Consider the following 20194-nt stretch of genomic DNA (forward strand, 5'->3'; position numbering starts at 1 on the left):
GCGCTGAACGCTTTCGACATCACCTTCGACGGCCGACTCTCAGCAGCCCGTCAGTAACCAACAACCCCAGTTACACCGCTCGTTTGACAGACCCCCGCGACCCTCACGACTGCGAGGATCGTCGCCGGGATGGTGCAGGCCGTGGCGCAGTCCAAGTCCGGTGTCGCCGGGTCGGCCACCATATTCGTGAACATCACACGCGTTGTGGTGCTGGCCATGGGTTTCCTTGTCGTACTGGAGACACTGGGCGTCTCGATCGCGCCGTTGCTCACCGCGCTGGGCGTGGGAGGTCTGGCAGTCGCCCTGGCCCTGCAGGACACCCTGGCCAACCTCTTCGCCGGTGTGCACATCCTTGCTTCCAGAACGGTGCAGCCCGGTGACTACATCCGGCTCAGCAGCGGCGAGGAGGGCTATGTCGTCGACATCAACTGGCGCAACACTGTGGTGCGCCAGCTCTCCAACAACCTGGTGATCATCCCCAACACGAAGCTGTCCGGCACCAACATGACCAACTTCCACAGGCCCGACCAGCAGATGACGCTGAACGTCCAGGTAGGAGTCGGCTACGACAGCGACTTGGACCATGTCGAGCGGGTCACCACTGAGGTCGTCGAGAGCGTGATGGCGGACATCGACGGTGGCCTGACCGACCATGAACCGGCCGTTCGTTTCCATACGTTCGGCGACTCCAGGATCAGCTTCACCGTGATCCTGGGGGTCGGCGAGTTCAGTGACCAGTACCGGATCAAGCACGAGTTCATCAAGCGCCTGCACCGGCGCTACCGTGCCGAGGGCATCAGCGTTCCCGCTCCGACACGGACCATTGCCGTGCAGCAGGGAGAGCTGCCGATCCCCCACCAGCGCCCGGCGCCGGAGCCGATGCCCGCACCGGCGCACGGGAGCCCCCGGGTGTGACTCGGCTCAGAAACCGGGTGGCGGCGTGACATTCGTGCTGATCGCGCATCCTGCCTACGACGCGTCCCGCACCCTGCCGGTGAACACCGGGCCTTCCTGCGGCTCCCAGGACTGGTTGTAGCTGATCGGCCGTATCCGCAGCGATTCCTCCGGCTCGGTCACTCCGTCCGTGACGGTGGGCACGGTCACTTCGGCGCTCAGCTTGCCGGCCGGCACGGTGACCGCCAGGTACGGATCGTCCACCACCTTGGACAGCGGTCGGGCCGGGCTCGGCGACTCACCGAATTTGTTCTCCAGCCAGTGCTGGTCGACATCCACGGTGGACAACTCCGTGCCGCCGCCGACCGGCAGGAGGGTGAATCCGGCCTCCACGTCCACGTCGGCGACCGCGGACAGCGACACCCGCCAGGTCAGGCTCTGTCCCTCAGTGACCCGGTCCGCAACCGGGGTCACGCTGACCGTGGGCCTGGGGTCGTCGTTCTTCACGGCCACCCCGCCGTGGTGGGAGCCGACCACAGCGCCGCGGACCGCCTTGACGAACACGTCGTGCGAGATGTCGGAGCCGTAGCGGGTGTTGCCCCGCACCCTGACCGGCACGTCGATGCCACTGCTGCCCGGACCGACCGTCACCGTCCGGGACGTGACCTCGTCCGAGCCCGGCCTGGCGACGAACAGCCGGACCTGGCCGCTGCCGTGCCCGGAGACCCGTACCGGAACCCGGTAGGTACGGACTCCGGAGTTCCCTTCCTTGACCGTCATCCGGCCGATGTCGACGCGCGGCAGTACGGCCGGCCGCACCGCTGGTGTGCCGGGGCGCCAGCCCCAGGCGTCCATCAGCCACGCCCGCCCGGACCCGTTGCGCGGGGTCAGTTCCAGGGCTGTCACATGCTTCAGGTCCAGCCCGGCCCGGACGGCGGCCGACAGCGGCACACGGATCTCGCGCCCCCAGTAGGAAGTCGTCCGCTCGGTTCCCGGCAGCCCGTCGATGAGGGCCCGGCCGAGCGTCGCCCGCCGTCCCGAGGTGTCGGCGAGAGTGATGTCCAGCTGGGTACCGATGGTGTTGGGCGGCACGATCATCCGCAGTGCCAATGCCTCGGCGCCCGCCACGGAGACCGGTTGTGCGGGGCGTACCCGCACCGCGGAACCCGGATGCGACCAGCGCATCGCGACCGCGTACCGGCCCGGCTCCCGCGGCGTCTCCCAGCCGGCGAAGTGCGGCGACGCCCCGCCACCGTCGAATGGCAGGCAGGCGGCGGCCGGGTCGGGATCCACCTGCGCGCACAGCCGGCCGCCGTCCACGGCGACCGAGGTGTCCGGCAGGAACGCGGGCGTTCGATTCGCGCCGACGGCGTGAGTGAGCACCCGCGCGGCGCCCGCCGAGGGCGCGCGCCGGTTCGAGCCGTCCAGCAGCGGGCGCACCCCGTCGTCACCCGCGACGAACAGCCGGGCCGCCGCGGCGATGTACGTGGCGCCCGCGGCCTGTTGCTGAGTGGCGGTCAGGCGGGTCTTCCTGCCCGGCGTGCACAGCGGGTCCGGAGTCTCACCGGCCCAGAAGTCGTCGTCGGCCGGTGCCTGCGCCTGCCCCGGTGTCCACTCGCTGTTGAAGAAGTTGTGGTTGGCACCGACGATGTAGACCGCGCTGTGCAAGGCAGCACCGCGGCTGATGCCGCGTGTGCCGTCGACGTAGATCTCGCCCTGGAGGTCGGACACGTCGCCGTCGCAGCCCGGCAGGATGGTCACGGAGGGCACGTCGGGGGCCGGGTTCTGCCCGAAGATCGTGGGACCTATCAGGACGGTGCCGCGAATGTGCCAGCGCACCGGGCCCCGGTATCCGTCCTGATCGGCGGGCGGGCGGTTGATGCTGTCGAGCGCGGCCCGGTTGACTCCCTCCCCGCCCCGGGAGTGGCCGACGAGCAGCACCCGGGACAGGTCGGCAGGCGAGGCGGCGCGGACAGCCGCCGGTGCCTTGTCCCGGTCGGCGGCCCAGTCCGCCCAGCGGGCGAGGTGCAGCCGCACCAGGGACGAGCGGGCCTGCGCGCCGCCGTCCTCTGCGAGGTGGTCCTGCCCGTTGATGCCGTTGGCGGAGATGGACACCGTCACGTAGCCCTGGGAGGCAAGGAGTTTCTGGTCGCGCAGATAGCCTCGGTAACTCGGCACCGGCTGTGTGCCGGCCTTGCAGGGCCAGTCACCGCTCTGGTCGACCTGACCCTTGAAGCAGGTGTAGTGGCGGCCGTGCAGGAACAGCGCCAGCGGTCGGCGTCCCGGGGCGTCGGCCGGTGCCACCACCGTGGCGCGCATCTCCACCGGGGCGGGGAAGCCGGGTATTCGCACAGACTTCAGCGCGTACTCGCCGCTGACGGTGCGGTAGTGCCCGGGGGTGCCGGGGTCGACTGGGTTCACGGGCAAGGGAGTTGTCGGCTGCGCCGGCGTGGTGGGGCGGGCGGGGTGCGGGGTCGAGGCCGACCCGGCCGCGTCAAGACGGCGTCCACCGGCCAGCGCCTGCAGTCCGCTCACCGGCCCGATGCCCGTGCCGTCGAGCCTCAGCCGGAACGTACGCCGGTCCTCCGCTGCCACCGGCCGGCCGAGGAGCCTGTCCCCAGCGTAGAACTCGACACGGGCATCGCCCATGGGCACCGCGTCGGGCGCGTGCCAGACCAGCTGTTTCCCGGCGCCTGTACCGGTGATCTGCCAACCCACCGGGAGTCGGTCGTCGGGGCTTCCCGGCGGTACGGACGACATGGGATGTGCGGACTGCTGAGCGTTGGGTAAGTCCGGAGACGCGTGCGCCAGCCCCGGCGACCCCATCGCCAGCGCGAGTATCGCCGCGGCGGTCACCATGCGCGGGACACGGATCAAGGTGGTCCTCCTCGTCATCGGCCCTGCCCAAGAACCCCAGGAGATCTCCGGGGCCTCCCCCGCCCCCGGAGGACGGCCACTGATGCCAAGGGGTTGCCTCACATCGCGAACTTTGCAGCCTATGGCGAGAATTGACGAGAAGTCGGGCCGATTCCGCCGAAGGTCACCTGCGCCTTCCGCGCCCGCACCCGGACAACGTCCCCGGAGGGACCGGCGAGGCGTCTCGCCGTCGCCGACAGGTCTGACTTAACTGTCGCAAAAGGCCGTGTATGGACAGTCGGTACCGGCTGCTTCGCCCCGAGGAGACCCATGCCTTCCAACCAAACCCCGACGGGGACGACCGCCGGGCGGGTGCTGCGGAACCCGAAGATCTGGGTGTTGCCCACCGTCATTGTCGGAGTGGTGTCCCTGCTGCTCTCCCTGATCTACATGGGCGGCATCCTCACCCCCCGCAGCAATCTGCATCGGATGCCCATCGGCCTGGTCAACGCCGACCGCGGTGCCGTGGTGACGGGTCAGCGGGTGAACGTGGGCGCTCAGCTCATTGCGGGCATCAACACCTCGCCGGACCCCCGGAACCAGGTCTCCTGGCGGTTGCTGGGCGCGGCCGAGGCCAGAGACGGTCTGGCCTCGGGCAAGCTGTACAGCGTCCTCGAAGTGCCAGGCGACTTCACCGCCTCGGTGGCATCCCTGGAGTCCGCCGGGCAGAAGGCACCGGACAGGCCGACGATGACCGTGCTGACCAATCCTGCCGCCGGCAGCCTGGGCTCGTCGCTGGCCACCTCGATCGCCCAACAGGCAGGTCACGCGGCATCGACACAACTGGGCCGCTCGCTCACCGACCGCCTCCAGGCCAAGGGCGGCCAAGTGACCAACGCCGAGCGGCTCCTGCTCGCCGACCCGGTCTCGGTCAAGGTGACGGTGGGGCATCCGATCGGCGCGCACAGCGGCCTCGGGCTGAGCGCCTTCTACTACACGCTGTTGCTGGTTCTGGTCGGCTTCCTGGGCGGCAACGTGATCAGCAACAGCGTCGACGTCGCCCTCGGCTACGCCGCCAGTGAGATCGGGCCCATGCGCAGACAGCTGCCAACGGTGCCCATCTCGCGCACGCAGACGCTCATGGTCACCAGCGCGATGTCGGTCGCCCTGTCCGTGCTGACGTCCAGTCTGATCCTCCTCGCCAGTGTCGCCATCCTGGGCATGGACGCCTCCCACATCCCGCTGCTCTGGCTCTTCTCGGTGTGCGCCTCGGCCACGGTGGGAATCGGCGTCCAAGCCCTCAACGCCGCGTTCGGCGGGATCGGGCAGCTGGTGAGCATGTTCGTCTTCATCGCCCTGTCGCTGCCGTCCTCCGGAGCCACGATCCCGCTGCAGGCTCTTCCCACCTTCTATCGGGTCCTTTCCTACTTCGAACCAATGCGTCAGCTCACCGACGGGGTCCGCGCCATCCTGTATTTCGACGCGCGGGCCGACGCCGGCCTCACCCGGGGCTGGACGATGATGGCCATCGGACTTGTGGCAGCACTCCTCTTCGGCTTTGCCATGACCAGGTACTACGACCGCAAGGGCCTGCACCGCATCGTGCCGGAGCACGCCGAGCAACCCGCGCCCAGCAGCTGACACTGTTGCCGCGAATCGCGGTACTAGGGCCTGTCGTTCAGTCCCCCGGGCTCCCCCATGGCGAACTCCAGTGGCGGCAGCACCGCCTGGGCGTCGGCGCCCGCGTTGATCCACAGGCCCATCATGAAAGCCGCCGTCGATTCCAGCAGGCCTGCCCGCTCCAGGCCGCCGCCCAGAACCGGTACGCAGCCGAGGTCGGAGACCAGGGAGGACACGGTCGACAGGGCGTCGCGGTCGTCACCGCACAGCGGCACGGACAGAGGACGGCCGTGGAACAGCGGCGGGGTCATCCGCCAGACGTCCGCATGGCACAGGTTGAACGCCTTGATTACATGGGCGCCGACCGCTCTCTGCGCGATACGTGCGGCCATCGACGAGCTATGAGGTTCCACCAGGGTGAAGGCCCCCGGCACCACAGGGTTGGTGCAGTCGATCAGTACGCGCCCGCGCAACGCGCCATCCGCCGCACCCACCGCCTCCAGGACAGCCGGGATGCCATGGTCGCGGACTGCCAGCAGTACGACGTCGCCGAATGCCGCGGCTTCCGCCCACGTGCCGGCCCGCGCAGCCGGGCCGAGACGCCGCGCCAATGCCGCGGCCTTGTCCATGTCGCGGCCGGCGACCGTCAGTTCATGGCCCGCCCGGGCCCACTGTGTCCCGAGTGCGTCGCCCATGTTGCCCGTTCCGAGAATGCTGATGCGCATGCGTGCTCCTACGTGTCGTGCGGATGTGAGACCACCGTAGGAAGTCCGATGGGCACCGTTCGGTGCCCAACGCCGGGGGGATACTGCGAGCTGTGGAGAACGACGAAGGATTCGATGCCGACTGCCGTGCCCGGCTCGCGTTCGATCTGGTTGCACACATTTGGAACCCGGTCGTCGTGTGGGCGCTGAGCGAAGGGCCGCGGCGGCCTCGTGAGCTGCGGGAGCAGATCGGCGGCATCAGCTCGAAGGTGCTGACCGAGACGCTGCGCAGGCTGGAACACAGCGGGTTGGTCTCCCGGCGCAGCTACCGGGAGGCGCCTCCACGCGTCGAGTACGAACTGACCACCCTGGGACGCAGTTTGCTGGAGCCGATCGAGGCGCTCGGGCGATGGGCAGTCCAGCACGGAGACGAGATCGTCAGGATCCAGGAGCGCGCAGAAGCGCGCCGCCAGGAGTTGCAGTCGAAGGGATCTTGATTACGCGGCGGACGCATCGAGCGGCTCGTCATCGCCCCCTGAGGCCGTCGTTCCGCCCTTGGCGCCGGGGCGACGGTGATGCTTCCGGGGAAGCCCGGGCTCCGGCGGTGGTCCGTGATCTCATAGTCGTACGATTGATGCACAGGTGCCGAGACGAGGCGCGGCTATGAGCGCAGCGGGAAGACGCACGGTCAGGGAAGACCGCTTCTGGCATCGCGGGGCTGAGTTGGTCTACGACGATGCCGGTCAGGGCCCTCTGGCTGTGTATGCGCACGGCGGGTTTGTCAGTCAGGCCACCGAGGACCAGATGGGCTTGTTCGACTGGGCGCCCGTCGTGGACGCGGGGCAGCGCCTGGTCCGCTATGACGCACGTGCGCATGGGAGATCCACCGGCGAACCCGTGGACACGGACTACACCTATCTTTCACTCGCAGACGATCTGCTGGCCCTGCTCGATCACCTGGGCGCCGCCGGGCCTGTCAACGCCATGGGTGCGTCGATGGGATGCGCCACCGTGCTGCACGCCGCTGTCCAGGCGCCCGGGCGGTTCTCCCGACTGGTCCTTCTCATCCCGCCCACGGCCTGGGCGACGCGGGAGGCGCATGTACGGGACAACCTGGAATCAGCTGAGACCATCGAACGCGAGGGAGTGGACGCCTGGCTCGCCGCCAAGAGGCATCAGCCTCGCCCCACGGTCGTAGCCGAGATTCCCGAATTCCCACCGACGCCGGCGGAGCGGGTGTTGCCGTGCGTCCTGCGCGGCCTGGCCATGTCCGACCTGCCCGCCCCCACGGCAATCGCCGCGCTGCACCGGCCGGGCCTGATCCTGGCCTGGGTGGATGACCGGGGCCACCCCCTGTCGACCGCGGAAACGCTGGCCCAAGTACTGCCGCACTCCGAACTGCATGTCTCCCGGACTCGCGCTGACATCCGCACCTGGGGGGAACGCATCGCGGAGTACCTGACACGGCCACGGCCGTGACGGCTCCGCGTACCGCCCAGCCCCGGCCGAGGCGCCCGCGGATCAGGCGTAGAAGTTGCGCTGCCACCGGTGCTTGGCCAGCACGGCGAGCTGGTCGCCGGCAGCAGCGCATCGGCGGGCGCCTGGTCGAAGACGTTGTAGATGACCTGCACACTGTCCACGACGCCGCTGGTGCGAGTGCACTGTCGGGCTCGTGGTCGTTGATGGAGACGCCGAACACGCGGATCTTCCCCTCCTGCTTCAGCTCGGCGATCGTCTGTGCAGGGCGCGTACGGATTCGTCCTCCGTGGCACCCACCCAGCTGGACTCACCGATGCCCCACGCGCCGTAACCGATCTCGGACACCGACAATCCGCTGCGTCCCAGTTCGCGGTAGCGCACAATCAACCTCCATGTCGTGGTCCTCGTCCCTGGCCAAGCCGAGGCTTCCCCAGAAATCACGCTGACGATAAGCGACTTGGGCGGCTGGGTCAGGTGGGTTTTGCGGTGACCCCTGTCGAAAGGCCCTTCGCAGAGGCGCTCGTACTGCGCGTGCCGTGACCGTCAGACGACCCAGTGCGGTCGTCGGGCAGCGGACGAGAGCGAGAGGCCATCGGCGAGGGCGGCGGCCATGCGATGGACAGCCTCGAGCAGTGCGTCCGAAGACGTTGTGTACGGGATGCGGAGCCGCTGTTCGAAAATGCCCGGGTCGGTGGCGAAGTAGGCACCGCTCTCGATCCGCACGCCCTTGTCCAATGCCCGCTCGGCCAGCGCCGAGGCGACCGGCTCGCCCAGGTCGACCCACAGCGACAGACCGCCGGGCGGCAGTCGCCAGGTCCACTGCGGGATGTGCTCGGCCAAGGCTGCGGCCAGAGCAGCGCGCTGTCGGCGCAGCTGTTCCAGGCGGGCCGGCAACAGTTCACCGGCCCGAGCCAGCAGGGCCAGGGCCAGCAGTTGGTCCAGGACCGAGCCACCCATATCGGTCGCGACTCGCTGTTCGGCAAGTTCGGTGACGAGCCGCGCGGGGGCACGCAGCCAGCCGATGCGCAGGCCGCCCCAGTGGGTCTTGCTCATCGAGCCGATGGTGATGACCTGGCCGGTTCCACCGGGCATCGTGTGGGAGGCGAAGGGCGGCGGGGCGGCGACGTCGAGGGCCAGGTCGGCCAGGGTCTCGTCGATGACCAGCCAGGTGCCGGCGCGCCCGGCGGCGCGCAGGACGCGGACGCGCTCGTGCTCGGGCATGAGGCAGCCGGTCGGATTGTGGAAGTCGGGGATCAGGTAGGCCAGTTGGGGCACCACCTGGCGCAAGGTCGATTCGATGATCTCGATGTCCCAGCCGGCGTCGGTCACGGGGACCGACACGGTGCGCAGCCGTGCGCGCCGCATGGCCTCCAGGGCGTTCGGGTAGGACGGGTTCTCGACCATGACCCGGTCGCCGGGGCCGCACAGCAGCCCAAGGACGAGCGTGAGTGCGTGCTGAGCGCCTGAGGTCACCAGGATCTGTTCGGGCACGGTGGCCAGCCCCCGCTGGGTGAAACGCTCGGCGATGGCGGCGCGCAACTCCGGCAGTCCGTAGGGGTGGTAGCCGGGCGTGTGCGCGTGCTCGGCCAGCTGCGGGGTGACCTGGGCAAGGGCGTCGATGAGCGTCTGCTCCGGAAGTCCGGGTGCCGCTCTGGCCAGATCGATCGCGGTGTCATCAGGTGCCAGGAGGCGCCTGATGCCGCTGGGAGTACTGCCTTCCGGCAGGGCCGTCCAGGTACCGGAGCCCTGGCGGCTGTGCGCGTACCCGCTGTCGCGCAGCAAGTCGTACACGGCGGTGATGCTGGTCCTGCTGATGTTGAGGGCGGCGGCCAGTTCCCGTTCGGCGGGGAGTTTGACGTGTAGTGCGATGCGTCCGTCCAGGATCAGCGCACTGATCGCCTGGGCCAGGTGCCGGTAGGCGGGTCTCGCTCCGGCCGGGTCGGGCAGCATCGCGGCCAACTGACGGCTCCCCAGGGTCCGGTCCGTGCGGCCCGCCCTGTCCACAGGCTGGAACGGATTCGTGTCAGCCACACCATTCTCCCGTGATTGGCCATGTTACCTGGGCCAATCATTCTACAGAGTTGCCCTCAATGGCCTTGAAGGCGCACGAGCACACCATGGAGGCAACCAGGCATGCAGCAGGACATCACGGACCGCGCGGACCGCTCTGAACGCGAACTCCCGCGCGGTCACGAGGAACGCACCGCGACTGCGCCCAGGCCCCGTAGGAGTTCTTCGCCGCCGCCCCCACTCACCTATCTCGCCCTTGGTGAGCGTCCGCTACGACGCCTGCCCCAGCTCTTCACCGGACTCACCCTGTACGGATTCAGCCTCGCGCTCACCGTCCGGGCCGCGCTGGGCGTCAACCCCTGGAGCGTCCTCAACGAGGGTCTCGAGCACCACACGTCCCTGAGCTTCGGCACGATCACGGCCGTCGTGGGTGTTCTCGTGCTGCTGTTGTGGATCCCCCTCAAGCAGAGGCCGATGTTCGGCACCGTCGCCAACATCATCGTCCTGGCGTACTCGTCCGACCTCGGTCTCTGGCTCATCCCCCAGCACCTCGGGCTTCCCGCCCGGGTCGGTCTGCTCGTCGGTGGTGTCCTCCTCAACGGATTGTCTGTCGCCGTCTACGTCGGCGCGCGCTTCGGCCCCGGGCCCCGGGACGGGCTGATGACTGGCGCGTCCGCCGCAACCGGGCGTTCCATCCGGCTGGTCCGCACCCTGATCGAGATCACCGTGCTCGCCCCGTGGGCTGGCTGCTCGGTGGGACCGTGGGTGTCGGCACCGTGCTGTACGCACTCGCGGTCGGCCCGACCACCCAGTTCTTCCTGCCCTGGTTGGCCTACAGAAGCTCTCGGTGAGCGCCAACGGCCGACATTCGCCCTGGTCTGCGGGAAGCTCATGGGGTCGGGATGCCGCCAGGGCGGGCCGGGCGGCCGAAGCGTACCGGGACGCCCGGCGAATACAGAACGCTGACGGGCTCTCCCGCCGGTTCGGGCAGTCCTGCCGCTGTCACCAGGTTCTCGTCGCACTCGATGAGGTCGCCGCGGTGAAGGGGCCAGCGCGGATGTGTGTTGGGCAGGTACACCGACCGGCCGAAGAACGTGTTGTGCATGCCCCAGCGGGCGGTCAGGAAGTGTTCGAGCTCGCTGGGGTCCTCGACCCGGTCACCGATCCGCAGGGCAATCCGGCTGTGGGCGCCTCGCGGTCCGGGCCAGCGCCGCGTGCTGGTGTAGGTGAGTGAGTCGCCCTCTCGCCGGATCGCCATCCGGGACCACGCGTACGGCAGCCGGAAGGCCGTTCGTGCGACCGCCACCGGGATCAGCCGGGAGGCGTCGAGCGACCGGAAGACCACCCCGCGGCGCCCGTGGGCGTCCCTCGAGTAGAGACGGACATTGGTCTCGGGAAATGTGCCCAGGTAGGGGACGCCGGGGAGGCGGAACCAGCCCACCCGGTGCATCCGGAACGCGACAAGTCCGATGTAGGTGACCCCGTGGAGAGTGTCGGGAACCGTTTCGGGCGGCAGCAGCGGTGCCACATCGGCCGGATCGGCGGCCCAGTGCAAGAACGCCAGGTCCAGCCAGGACTGGGTGAGCATGGGGCTCACCCACGGGTGCGGTGAGTCGGCCGTGATGGAGTGGGGTGGTCGGGGCGTCTGCGGCACCCTGTCAGGATCGCAGAGTCCACTCGGCAGCCTCAGGACAGGGCGAGCATTCCGTACTGCCTCGAGAACTACGCAGCCCGCCGAGGCGCGGGCGGTCTCCGGCGATGGGGGTGCGCGGCCGGGGTTCCCGGGCGGCGCCTACTGCAGGGCGTGCACCGCCGCCCGGAAGGCCGCCGGCACGCGGTGAGCCGCAGGGACGATCAGGCGGGCCGTGGCGGGGTACCGGGCAGCTCGCAACAAGGCCTCGGTGAGCAGTCGGTGACGTCGTGTCAGCCGGGCCCACTGCACGGGGTAGGCCTGCGGGCGGGCGGCCGCCAGACACTGAACGGCGGCTGCGGCCGTCGCCATGGCCAGGGCGATGCCTTCGCCCGTCAGGGCATCGACATAGCCGGCCGCGTCACCGACCAGTAGGGCGCGTCCTGACCACTGGGTGCGCGCCCGCTGCCGGAGCGGTCCGGCGCCGCGTACGGGATTCGCCTCCCGGTCCAGGAGCGCCGCGGCGAGCGCGGGAAACCCAGCCAGGTGCTCGTCGTAGGAACAACGGTCACGGCTGAGTACGGCGACGCCCACCAGGTTGTCCCCCACCGGCGTCACGTACGCCTCACCGCGGCGGGACCAGTGGACTTCTACGAAGTCCGCCCACGGCGCGACGTGGTAGTGGCGGCGCAGGCCGTAGCGGCGTGGTGCACCGCCCGGGCGGTCCAGGCCGAGCTCGCGCCGCAGCGGGGAATGCAGGCCGTCGGCGGCGATCAGCCAACGTGCCGTCAGCCCCGCCGCACTGACCCGGTCGTGGCTCTGGTGTACCTCCCCCACCTTGCCCGGCACGATCTTCACCCCGAGTTCCAGGGCCCGTTGGTGCAGGGCGTTGTGCAGTTCGGTCCGCCGTACGCCAATCCCGGGGCGCCCTTGAAACGTTGCCTCCACGCGACGGGCACCATCGACGTAGCGGATCCCCCGCAGGTCACGGCCCGACACCTCGACACCCAGCGAACGCAGCGCCGCCGCACCGCTGGGCATGATTCCCTCGCCGCAGGCCTTGTCGACGGGAGCGGCGCGCGGTTCGACCACCACGGCTTCCATTCCCACCGCAGCGGCATGGATCGCGGCCGCCAGGCCGGCCGGGCCTCCGCCCGCCACCAGGACGTCGATCATGTCCGTACTTCCGCTGCGGTCGCGAAGGCCAGCGCCCCCTCCTCGCACCGGATACGGACAGCCATGAGCAGGGCGTTGAGCACCGTGAAGGCGAGGGCGGTCACCCACGCACCGTGGGCCAGTGGCAGGGCCAGTCCTTCGGCGGCGACCGCGACGTAGTTGGGGTGGCGCAGCCATCGATAGGGCCCGCCCGTGACCAGGGGCAGGCCCGGAACGACGATGACGCGGGTGTTCCACTGATGTCCGAGCGTACGGATGCACCACCAGCGCAGCGCCTGAGCGGCGACGACCACGGCCACCATGGTCCAGCCCAACAGCGGGAGGAACGGGCGGGCGGCCAGCCGGACCTCGGCGAGACAGCCTGCCAGCAGGGCAGTGTGCAGGGCGACCATGGCCGGGTAGTGCCCGCTGCCGGCTTCGATGCCGCCGAGTGCCCGGCTCCAACGGGTGTTGCGCAGCGCCAAGGCGAGTTCGGCGAATCTCTCGCACGCGACAGCCATTACCAGAGCGGTGTACCAGATCATGGGGCCCTCCGGCCTACCAGCGCAGCAGCACGAGTTCGCAGCAGAATCCGGGGCCCATGGCCATCAGCAGACCGGGCGTTCCCGGTTCCGGATGCTTCTGCTCCAGCGTGTCCTGAAGGACGTGCAGGACCGAGGACGACGACAGGTTTCCCACGTTGGCAAGCGAGCGCCAGGTGACGTCGAGGGCGCCGTCGGGCAGGGCGAGGACATCGGAAACGGCTTCCAGGACCTTGGGACCGCCGGGATGGCACACCCAGTGAGCCACATCCTTCGGCTTGAGTCCGTGCTCCTCCAGGAATCCCTGGACGTCGTCGGCGAGGTACCGGCGCACGACGTCCGGGATGGTCGCATCCAGCACCACGCTGAAGCCGGAGCTTCGGATGTCCCAGCCCATGACACGTTCGGTGTCGGGGTACATGCGGCTGCGGGTGGCCACCACCTCGGGGCCGACCGCCGAGGCCGAGTGGCCGCCGACGGCGACCACGGCGGCTGCCCCGTCACCGAACAGTCCGGTCGCCACCAGGTTGGCGGGCCTTGGGTCGTTGCGCTGGAAGGTGAGGGAGCAGAGTTCCACCGAGAGGAGCACGGCCACGTGGTCGGGCCAGCCGAGCAGGTAGTCGTGCAGCCGAGCCACGCCGGCGGCCCCGGCGACGCAGCCCAGGCCGAATACAGGCAGCCGTTTCACATCGGCCCGCATGCCGAGCCGCCCGACGAGCCGGGCGTCGATGGAGGGCGCGGCCACTCCGGTGACGGAGGTGAACATCAGCAGGTCCACATCAGTAGGTCGCAGCCCTGCGGTCCGCAGCGCACCGCGAACCACCTCGGCACCCAGGTCCGTGGCCGCGGAGATGAAGACGTCGTTGGCGGCGCCGAGACCGTCCAGCTCGCCGTAGCGCTCCAACGGCAGCACCGCGTGCCGCGTGCGCACCTGCGCGTTCTCGTGGAGACGATCGAGGACACGGCGGTCGGCGCCCGTCGTCAGGCAGGTGCGAGCCACCATGTCGGTGAGTTCGCGCTGGGTGTAGCGGTGCGGTGCCAGGGAGCCGTGAACAGCTGCGATCCGGGTCATCCGGCTTCCCGCTTGGGAGGCATCATGGGCCCATTCCTAGCCCGCGCGCAGGTACGGGACACCTCAAGTAGCCCGTGCGGCTGTCAACCTGCCCGCCTCTGAGTGCCTACGATCGCACGATGGGCACCACGGAACGGTCACCCGTATACGGCCCGTCCGCATGGCCACTGCGCCGCGCGGTCGGGCTGGCTCTGTCCTGCCATCCAGGACCCGTGGTCGCTGTGACCGTCCTGGCCACCGGACTCGCCGTCAGCGCCCGCCTCGGCGGCGCCCGTTGCGCGCTGATCAGCGCGGCTGTTCTGGCCGGCCAGCTCTCGGTGGGCTGGTGCAACGACGCATTCGACGCCCGGCGCGACGCCGCGGCCGGCCGCCGCGGGAAACCGGTGGCCGACGGTGCCGTGAGCCGCGGCGCGGTGTGGGCGGCGGCATTTGCCGCCCTCCTGCTGTGTGTACCTCTGTCGCTGGCCTGCGGCCTGTTCGCCGGTACGGTGCACGTCGCCGCGGTGGCAGCGGCATGGATGTACAACGTGAAGCTGAAGGCGACGGTGCTTTCCTGGCTCCCGTATGTGGTTGGCTTCGGCAGCCTGCCGGCGGTCGTGACCCTGAGCATGCCCGGCCGTCCCTGGCCCGCGTGGTGGGCCGTGACGGCAGGCGCGCTACTCGGCCTTGCAGCTCATCTGGGCGACGTACTCCCGGACATCCTCGATGATCTGAGGGTCGGGATCCGCGGTCTGCCGCACCGGCTGGGCGTGACGGGCACCCGGCTGCTGCTGCCGGTCCCCGTGGTGGCGGCAACGGCGGTACTGGTGCTGGGACCCGCCCCACCGCCGGGCGCGTGGGGAGCGGCCACGCTGGTTGCGGCAGCGCCGACGGCGTTCGCGGGGCTCGCACTTGGCCGCTACTGGCGCAAGGCAGCGTTCGCCGGGACGGTCGCCGTGGCGGCGGCGGACCTGGCACTGCTCCTGGTGCGGGGCACCTCGCTTTCGTAGCTCCGGCATCAACAACGTTCCGAATGGAACGACCGCCAACACCGTGCCGGATGGAACGACTGCCCGTCACAGCACCGCCACCGGGGAGCGGCCGGTCAGGTGACCCGCGGGCCCGCCTTGGTCACTGTCGGTCGACGTCGACCTACGCTCCGCCATGAACAGCGTCGAGCCTTCTGGAGGAGCACCGTGTCCACTTTCACGAATCGCCGAAGAACGTCCGGGAGGAGGCCGCTGCGTGCGGTGACCACGGTCGGGGGCATGGTGGCCGTTTTGCTCGTGGGGTACGCGGGCCCCGGAAACGGCGCGTCCTCGCTGCCCACAAACGCAACGCGGACCGAACCCGGCAAGGTCAAGACCGTCTCGACCGACTGGACCACCCCGTGGGGACTGAGCTGGCTGCCCGACGGCTCGGCAGTGATCAGCGAGCGTGAGACGTTCAAACTCTTCAAGCTCACCCAGGCCGGTGTGAAGACACTCATGGGCACCGTGCCCGGGGCGTACACCACCGGCGCTGAGGACGGCGTGATGGGCGTCGCGGTGTCGCCCACCTGGGACAAGGACCACTACATCTACATCCTGCACACGACCGCCGGGGACAACCGCATCGCGCGGATGACGTACGACGGTTCCACCCTGGGCGCCTACACGGAGCTGCTCATCGGCATCAAGAGGGGCCCGATCCACAACGGCGGCCGTCTGGAGTTCGGCCCCGACGGCTATCTGTACGCCGCGATGGGGGACGCATGGGGGTCCGTCAACGCGCCGGACAAGAACTCCCTCAACGGGAAGATCCTTCGGCTGACCGTCGAAGGCAAGCCGGCGCCCGGCAATCCGTTCGACAACTACGTCTACTCATACGGGCACCACAACCCTGAGGGCCTGACGTGGGACGCTGAGGGCCGGCTGTGGGAATCCGAGATCGGCCCGGACCAGCACGACGAGCTCAACCTCATCGAGCCGGGGAAGAACTACGGCTGGCCCACGTGCGTGGGCCCCTGCGCCACAGAGGGGATGACCAACCCCAAGGCGACCTGGCCGGTCGCGGACGCCTCACCGAGCGGCCTCACCTACGCCGACGGCAACTTGTACATGGCCGGGATGCGCGGCAAGCGGCTGTGGCGCATTCCGGTCAGCGGCACGGAAGTGGGCACCCCGGCGGCGTACTTCAAGGACGTCTACGGCCGGCTGCGCACCGTCGAGAAGGTCCCGGGCAGGGACGCGCTGTGGCTGACCACGACGAACACCGACCGCAATGGCGGACAGCCCGACGGTGCGGACCAGGTGCTGGAGGTGGAGCTGGCCACGCCGGCTTCCTGAGACCCTCGGGGTACAAGGATCACCGAGGTCGGCCCATGGCCGGTGTTGGACGGGAGCGGACAACTCGCATGAGCCCGGTACGGAACGGGGATTGGGCCCAGCCGTGAAGACTGGGCCCAATCCCGATTCGCGAGGAAGCGCACGCCTCATCGGACGCCAGTGATCCATCGCAGGACAGTGGTGAGCGTGGCGTCGTCGAGTGTGCAGAGCACATTGATGGCGTCGAGGTCGCCGGGAAGCGGGGCGATCCCCGTGGTGGTCAAGGCAGCGTGCAGGTTCAGACGGTGCATGTCCGGGGCGGGAAGCGTGTACGGAAGCCGCTGCATGGGGTCAGGGGCGGGCAGGAAGTAGTCGCCGGCCGCATCAACGGCTCCCGCGACGGCATCCTGCTGGTCGAATTCCTCCATGCCGGGGAACCGGTACGCATCGAGCGCCCACTTGGGGGTCTTCAGCGGTGCAGAAACCTGTGTGACGTTCATCAGGGCCTCCAGGTGTAGTCACTGACCTACAGGAGTCCCGCCGACCGGTTCCCAGTTGCAGGCGAGGCCACCTACCACCCGAACGCAGCCAATAGCATCTCGTCACAACGCAACGGGGCGCCGCGTATCCAGAGGTGCACGATGCTCCCCGGCCGCGGCCGGGCGGATGCAGTCAGAGCCGGATGATGACCAGGGCAGTGTCGTCGGTGACACCGCTGGGTGGGATGAGTTCGGCCAGGAGCGCGTCGGCGAGGAGTTCCGGGGTGGCTCCTGGATGGCGGGTCAGGGAGTCGGCCAGGCGGGCCAGTCCGGTGTCGATGTCTTCGTGCCGACGTTCGATCAGGCCGTCTGTGTAGAGGACGAGCGTGGCGCCGTCGGTGAAGGGGATGGTGGCCTGGGGCCTGGGGACGTGCTCGGGGCGGGCGCCGAGCGGTGGGTCGGTGGCCTGGTCGAGGAACTGCACGGTGCCGTCGGTGTGGAGCAGGGCGGGCGGGGGGTGTCCGGCACTGCTGTACGTGAGGGTCCGGGTGTCCCAGTCGATGAGGGTCTCCACCGCCGTCGTCGACTCGGCGCCCCGGACGGAGCGGGCGTACAGTCCGAGAACTTCCAGGGCCTTGGCGGGCCCGTCGGCGACGCGGGAGGCAGCGCTCAGGGCACTGCGGAGCTGGCCCATGACGCCGGCGGCTTCGAGGCCGTGGCCGACGACGTCGCCGACAGCGACGGCGATGCGGTCCCCGGGCAGATCGACCAGGTCGTACCAGTCGCCGCACACATTCAGCGCGCCGGTGGCGGGCTTGTAGCGCACCGCTGCCGGGTGGTGCCCGATGTCTCTGAAGGCAGGCAGCATCGCCTCCTGAAGGGCCATGGCCACTTCACGTTCCCGGGCGTGGGCCTGCCGCAGGCGTTCGTTGACCTCCTGCAGTTCACGGGCGCGGGTGTACAGCTCGGCCTCGAGTACCTGGGCACCACTCTCGGGGCTGCTGTGCCTGCTGCGGGCGCGGATGAGTTCGGTGACCTCCTCCACCCGGTGCACGATCAGCACCACCGAGCCGTCCGGGCCCAGCACGGGGGCGTTGACCGGGCTCCAGTAACGCCGCTCCCAGTAGCCGGGCCGCTCCGGGGCCTCGACGTCGTAACGCTGCAGCGCCATGGTGTCGCGCTCGCCCTCGGCGATCACCCGTAGCAGGGACGCCTGGAGGCTGCGCATGCCGGTGGCGCTCGGGTCGTTGGGGTTGTCGGGGAAGACATCGAACAGATAGTGACCCACCACCTGCTCCCGGGTGCGGCCCGACATCAACAGGAACGCCTCGTTGGCGTCCGCGTACACCAGCTGCGGGGTCAGCAGCGCAATCGGGCCAGGCACGGTCTGGAAGACCGCGGCATAGTCGATCTGCGGTTGGTGCATGGCCCACCTGCCTCGACACCAGAGCCATCGCTGTATGTGTCCCACCATAGGAGCGATCACCACGCACGGCCGGGCGAGCAGAGCACGGCCGGTGTGCAGAGCACAGCCGGTACGAGCATCAGGGCTGATCGCGCGCAACGCGGCCGTGACCGGTTCTGCGCATAAAGTCACCATCGCTGGTCACCCGGCAAGGGGTCGGCTCGGCTACGGCCGGACGCCGATGGGGCCCGGGGGGAACCGTGAACAGCCCTCCCCGGGGCCCCGTGACGCGCGTGCCCCTAGAAGGTCAGGTTCCAGGCGTCGATCTTGCCGGTGTCCTGGGAGGCCACGTCACTGACGCGCAGCTTCCACGTTCCTGCGGCCACCTCCGAGGAGGCGTTCACCGTGTATGTCTTGGCGACGTTGTCGGTGCCGTCGTTGTTCGGGAAGTCCTCGAGGGTGTAGACCGTGCCATCGGGGGCCACCAGGGAGAGCACGAGGTCGCCGCGGTAGGTGTGCTTGATGTCCACGCCGACGGTCAGCGTGGCCGGGGCGTTGCCGCTGACGCCGGTGACGGCGATCGGGGACTCCACGGTGGCGTTGTCGGCGATGGCGACGTCGGCGGTGTTCTCGAAGTACGCGCCGGGCGGCGGGGTGCCGCCGACGGCCTTGAGCGCATCGACCTGGCCCTCACCGAAGAAGCTGTTGGTGGCGGTCGTGCCGGTGCAGCGGCTGTCGGAGGGGCAGGCGGTGTCGGTGGCTTGGGTTGCCAGCCTGGCCCGGAGGTCGGCCGGCGTGGCGCTCGGGTCGGCGCTCGCCAGCAGCGCCGCTACACCCGCGACGTGCGGAGAAGCCATCGACGTGCCGTTCATCGTGCCGTACTTGCCGCCTGGCAGCGTCGAGTAGACCCCGGACGCACCGTCGCCGCCCGGTGCCGCGACATCGATGATGCTCCGGCCGAAGTTGGAGTACGAAGCCTTGACGTTGCCGTTGCCCATGGCGGCGACGGTCACCACCCCCGGCAGCTCGGTCGGGATGTCGATGCAGGCGTTGGTGATCGTGCGGCTGACCGGAGTGGAGTCGTTGGGGCTCGACGAGTCCGTCCGCTTGTTCGCCAGGTCGTAGTTGGAGTTGCCCGCGGCCGCGATCTGCAGCGAGCCCTTGTTCTCCGCGTACTCCTGGGCGCGCCTGACGCCCTCGATGATGGCCGCCTGGTCGATGTTGTCCGGGCAGTTGAACATCCACGGGTCGGTGTAATAGCTGTTGTTGGTGACCTTGAAGCCATGGTCACCGGCCCACACGAAGCCACAGATGGTGTTTTCGGCAAAGAACATGCTGGTGTTGGGCTCGGCGATGCGGACGGAGGAGATCTTCACGCCCGGGGCGACGCCGACGACGCCCTTGCCGTTCTTGGCCGCCGCGATCGTGCCCGCCACATGCGTGCCGTGATCGCCGACAGCACGCCATGCGCCGGTGCGGGTGTCCGCCTTGCCGTAGGCGCAGGAAACGGAGTCGGCTGCGTTGAAGTTGGGCGCGATGTCCTGGTGGAGGTCATCGACGCCCGTGTCGAGGACGCCGACCTTGACGGCCGGTGAGCCGGTGGTGACGGCCCACGCCTTGTCGGCCTTGATCTGGCTCATGTCCCAGCGGTTGGACTCGGTGAGGGTGGTCGTGGCCTGCGTGGGAGTGGCGGGCAGCGCGGGGTTGTACGCGTCGGCCGGGACGTCCGAGGTCCGGGTGGCGCCCACCATCTGGACGCCGCTGACGCCGCGTAGGGTGCCGGCGAAGGCCGAAGACGCCGAGTGCGCCACGATCACGCCGATCGCGTCGTAGTTCGCGAAGACCGTGCCGCCGTTGTTCGTCACCGCAGTGCGTACGGCCGAGGTGTCGCCCGGCGTAGTGATGACCAGGTAGGCCCGGGTACCGGCCGCCCACGCGGCTGGGGCCGACACAGAAGCCGGAGTGGTTTCGGACGCGGCCGCGTTCGCTGGTGCTCGTGTGGTGGGGGGCGGAGGCGTCTTCGATGGCGTCCTGCTGATGCACCTCTCCACGGTACTTGGGCG

Annotated in this window: 16 protein-coding genes and 2 pseudogenes; 7 read left to right on the forward strand and 11 right to left on the reverse strand. The window is 69.4% G+C overall.

All coding sequences use genetic code 11. The features are described 5' to 3' along the window. Positions 1-96: 96 nt before the first annotated feature. Positions 97-944 (forward strand): annotated as a pseudogene (locus tag ABZS64_RS36825) (mechanosensitive ion channel family protein); the annotation flags it as partial. A gap of 25 nt (positions 945-969) precedes the next feature. Here the strand turns inward: ABZS64_RS36825 and ABZS64_RS36830 are convergent. After that, positions 970-3771 carry a hypothetical protein gene (locus ABZS64_RS36830; RefSeq protein WP_355839182.1) on the reverse strand — a complete coding sequence of 934 codons (2802 nt, stop codon included), beginning with the start codon at positions 3769-3771 and terminating at the stop codon, positions 970-972. 309 nt (positions 3772-4080) lie between these two features. On the opposite strand from ABZS64_RS36830, the gene ABZS64_RS36835 reads away from it, so the two are divergent. Continuing rightward, positions 4081-5391, forward strand: a complete 1311-nt coding sequence (locus tag ABZS64_RS36835; RefSeq protein WP_355839184.1) for a DUF3533 domain-containing protein — start codon at positions 4081-4083, stop codon at positions 5389-5391. 23 nt (positions 5392-5414) lie between these two features. Here ABZS64_RS36835 and ABZS64_RS36840 read toward each other — a convergent pair whose 3' ends face one another. After that, the gene (locus ABZS64_RS36840; RefSeq protein ID WP_355839186.1) at positions 5415-6095 is read right to left on the reverse strand and encodes an NAD(P)-binding domain-containing protein; all 681 of its coding nucleotides are present in this window, start codon (positions 6093-6095) and stop codon (positions 5415-5417) included. Positions 6096-6187: 92 nt separating this feature from the next. On the opposite strand from ABZS64_RS36840, the gene ABZS64_RS36845 reads away from it, so the two are divergent. Together ABZS64_RS36845 and ABZS64_RS36850 are read left to right on the forward strand one after the other, a co-directional pair. Continuing rightward, positions 6188-6571, forward strand: a complete 384-nt coding sequence (locus ABZS64_RS36845) for a helix-turn-helix domain-containing protein (RefSeq protein WP_355839188.1) — start codon at positions 6188-6190, stop codon at positions 6569-6571. Positions 6572-6737: 166 nt separating this feature from the next. Next, a complete protein-coding gene (locus ABZS64_RS36850) occupies positions 6738-7553 on the forward strand; it encodes an alpha/beta hydrolase (RefSeq protein WP_355839190.1) in 816 nt (271 codons plus the stop codon). A gap of 89 nt (positions 7554-7642) precedes the next feature. On the opposite strand, the pseudogene ABZS64_RS36855 reads toward ABZS64_RS36850, so the two are convergent. Beyond that, positions 7643-7934 (reverse strand): annotated as a pseudogene (locus ABZS64_RS36855) (aldo/keto reductase); the annotation flags it as partial. A gap of 162 nt (positions 7935-8096) precedes the next feature. Then, on the reverse strand, positions 8097-9584 hold the full coding sequence (locus ABZS64_RS36860; RefSeq protein WP_355839192.1) for a PLP-dependent aminotransferase family protein: 1488 nt from the start codon (positions 9582-9584) through the stop codon (positions 8097-8099). 102 nt (positions 9585-9686) lie between these two features. Here ABZS64_RS36860 and ABZS64_RS36865 point away from each other — a divergent pair, with 102 nt between their 5' ends. Next, the gene (locus ABZS64_RS36865) at positions 9687-10529 is read left to right on the forward strand and encodes a hypothetical protein (protein WP_355839194.1); all 843 of its coding nucleotides are present in this window, start codon (positions 9687-9689) and stop codon (positions 10527-10529) included. Here the strand turns inward: ABZS64_RS36865 and ABZS64_RS36870 are convergent. From ABZS64_RS36870 to ABZS64_RS36885, 4 genes are all read right to left on the reverse strand, one after another. Beyond that, positions 10453-11217 (reverse strand): DUF2071 domain-containing protein, encoded by a 765-nt coding sequence (locus ABZS64_RS36870; RefSeq protein WP_355839196.1) that lies wholly within the window; start codon positions 11215-11217, stop codon positions 10453-10455. The two genes, ABZS64_RS36865 and ABZS64_RS36870, sit on opposite strands and share 77 nt — an antisense overlap. 138 nt (positions 11218-11355) lie before the next feature. Beyond that, positions 11356-12369 (reverse strand): FAD-dependent monooxygenase, encoded by a 1014-nt coding sequence (locus ABZS64_RS36875; protein WP_355839198.1) that lies wholly within the window; start codon positions 12367-12369, stop codon positions 11356-11358. Further along, positions 12366-12893 carry an isoprenylcysteine carboxylmethyltransferase family protein gene (locus ABZS64_RS36880; RefSeq protein WP_355839200.1) on the reverse strand — a complete coding sequence of 176 codons (528 nt, stop codon included), beginning with the start codon at positions 12891-12893 and terminating at the stop codon, positions 12366-12368. The genes ABZS64_RS36875 and ABZS64_RS36880 overlap by 4 nt, the downstream gene beginning before the upstream one ends. Positions 12894-12906: 13 nt before the next feature. Next, positions 12907-13962: a 3-oxoacyl-[acyl-carrier-protein] synthase III C-terminal domain-containing protein gene (locus tag ABZS64_RS36885; protein WP_355839202.1), complete on the reverse strand. Its 1056-nt coding sequence runs from the start codon at positions 13960-13962 to the stop codon at positions 12907-12909. Positions 13963-14081: 119 nt separating this feature from the next. Here ABZS64_RS36885 and ABZS64_RS36890 point away from each other — a divergent pair, with 119 nt between their 5' ends. Both ABZS64_RS36890 and ABZS64_RS36895 read left to right on the forward strand, forming a co-directional pair. Continuing rightward, entirely contained in the window at positions 14082-14951 is an 870-nt protein-coding gene (locus tag ABZS64_RS36890) for a UbiA family prenyltransferase (RefSeq protein ID WP_355839204.1), read from the forward strand. Between the two features lie 258 nt (positions 14952-15209). Beyond that, positions 15210-16268: a PQQ-dependent sugar dehydrogenase gene (locus ABZS64_RS36895; protein WP_355839206.1), complete on the forward strand. Its 1059-nt coding sequence runs from the start codon at positions 15210-15212 to the stop codon at positions 16266-16268. A 146-nt stretch (positions 16269-16414) separates the two neighbouring features. Here ABZS64_RS36895 and ABZS64_RS36900 read toward each other — a convergent pair whose 3' ends face one another. From ABZS64_RS36900 to ABZS64_RS36910, 3 genes are all read right to left on the reverse strand, one after another. Further along, complete coding sequence (locus ABZS64_RS36900) at positions 16415-16747, reverse strand: hypothetical protein (protein WP_355839208.1); 333 nt, start codon at positions 16745-16747, stop codon at positions 16415-16417. Positions 16748-16919: 172 nt separating this feature from the next. Further along, a complete protein-coding gene (locus ABZS64_RS36905; protein WP_355839210.1) occupies positions 16920-18152 on the reverse strand; it encodes a SpoIIE family protein phosphatase in 1233 nt (410 codons plus the stop codon). Positions 18153-18430: 278 nt separating this feature from the next. Then, the gene (locus tag ABZS64_RS36910) at positions 18431-20083 is read right to left on the reverse strand and encodes a S8 family serine peptidase (protein ID WP_355839212.1); all 1653 of its coding nucleotides are present in this window, start codon (positions 20081-20083) and stop codon (positions 18431-18433) included. Positions 20084-20194 lie beyond the last annotated feature (111 nt).

Source organism: Streptomyces sp. NPDC005408, assembly GCF_040606445.1.
In the GTDB taxonomy this organism is placed as follows: domain Bacteria; phylum Actinomycetota; class Actinomycetes; order Streptomycetales; family Streptomycetaceae; genus Streptomyces.

Coding starts and splice junctions, on each gene's coding strand:
- ABZS64_RS36835 (WP_355839184.1), top strand. CDS start 4,081: ATGCCTTCCAACCAAACCCCGACGGGGACGACCGCCGGGCGGGTGCTG.
- ABZS64_RS36840 (WP_355839186.1), bottom strand. CDS start 6,095: ATGCGCATCAGCATTCTCGGAACGGGCAACATGGGCGACGCACTCGGG.
- ABZS64_RS36850 (WP_355839190.1), top strand. CDS start 6,738: ATGAGCGCAGCGGGAAGACGCACGGTCAGGGAAGACCGCTTCTGGCAT.
- ABZS64_RS36865 (WP_355839194.1), top strand. CDS start 9,687: ATGCAGCAGGACATCACGGACCGCGCGGACCGCTCTGAACGCGAACTC.
- ABZS64_RS36875 (WP_355839198.1), bottom strand. CDS start 12,369: ATGATCGACGTCCTGGTGGCGGGCGGAGGCCCGGCCGGCCTGGCGGCC.
- ABZS64_RS36880 (WP_355839200.1), bottom strand. CDS start 12,893: ATGATCTGGTACACCGCTCTGGTAATGGCTGTCGCGTGCGAGAGATTC.
- ABZS64_RS36885 (WP_355839202.1), bottom strand. CDS start 13,962: ATGACCCGGATCGCAGCTGTTCACGGCTCCCTGGCACCGCACCGCTAC.
- ABZS64_RS36890 (WP_355839204.1), top strand. CDS start 14,082: ATGGGCACCACGGAACGGTCACCCGTATACGGCCCGTCCGCATGGCCA.
- ABZS64_RS36895 (WP_355839206.1), top strand. CDS start 15,210: ATGGTGGCCGTTTTGCTCGTGGGGTACGCGGGCCCCGGAAACGGCGCG.
- ABZS64_RS36900 (WP_355839208.1), bottom strand. CDS start 16,747: ATGAACGTCACACAGGTTTCTGCACCGCTGAAGACCCCCAAGTGGGCG.
- ABZS64_RS36905 (WP_355839210.1), bottom strand. CDS start 18,152: ATGCACCAACCGCAGATCGACTATGCCGCGGTCTTCCAGACCGTGCCT.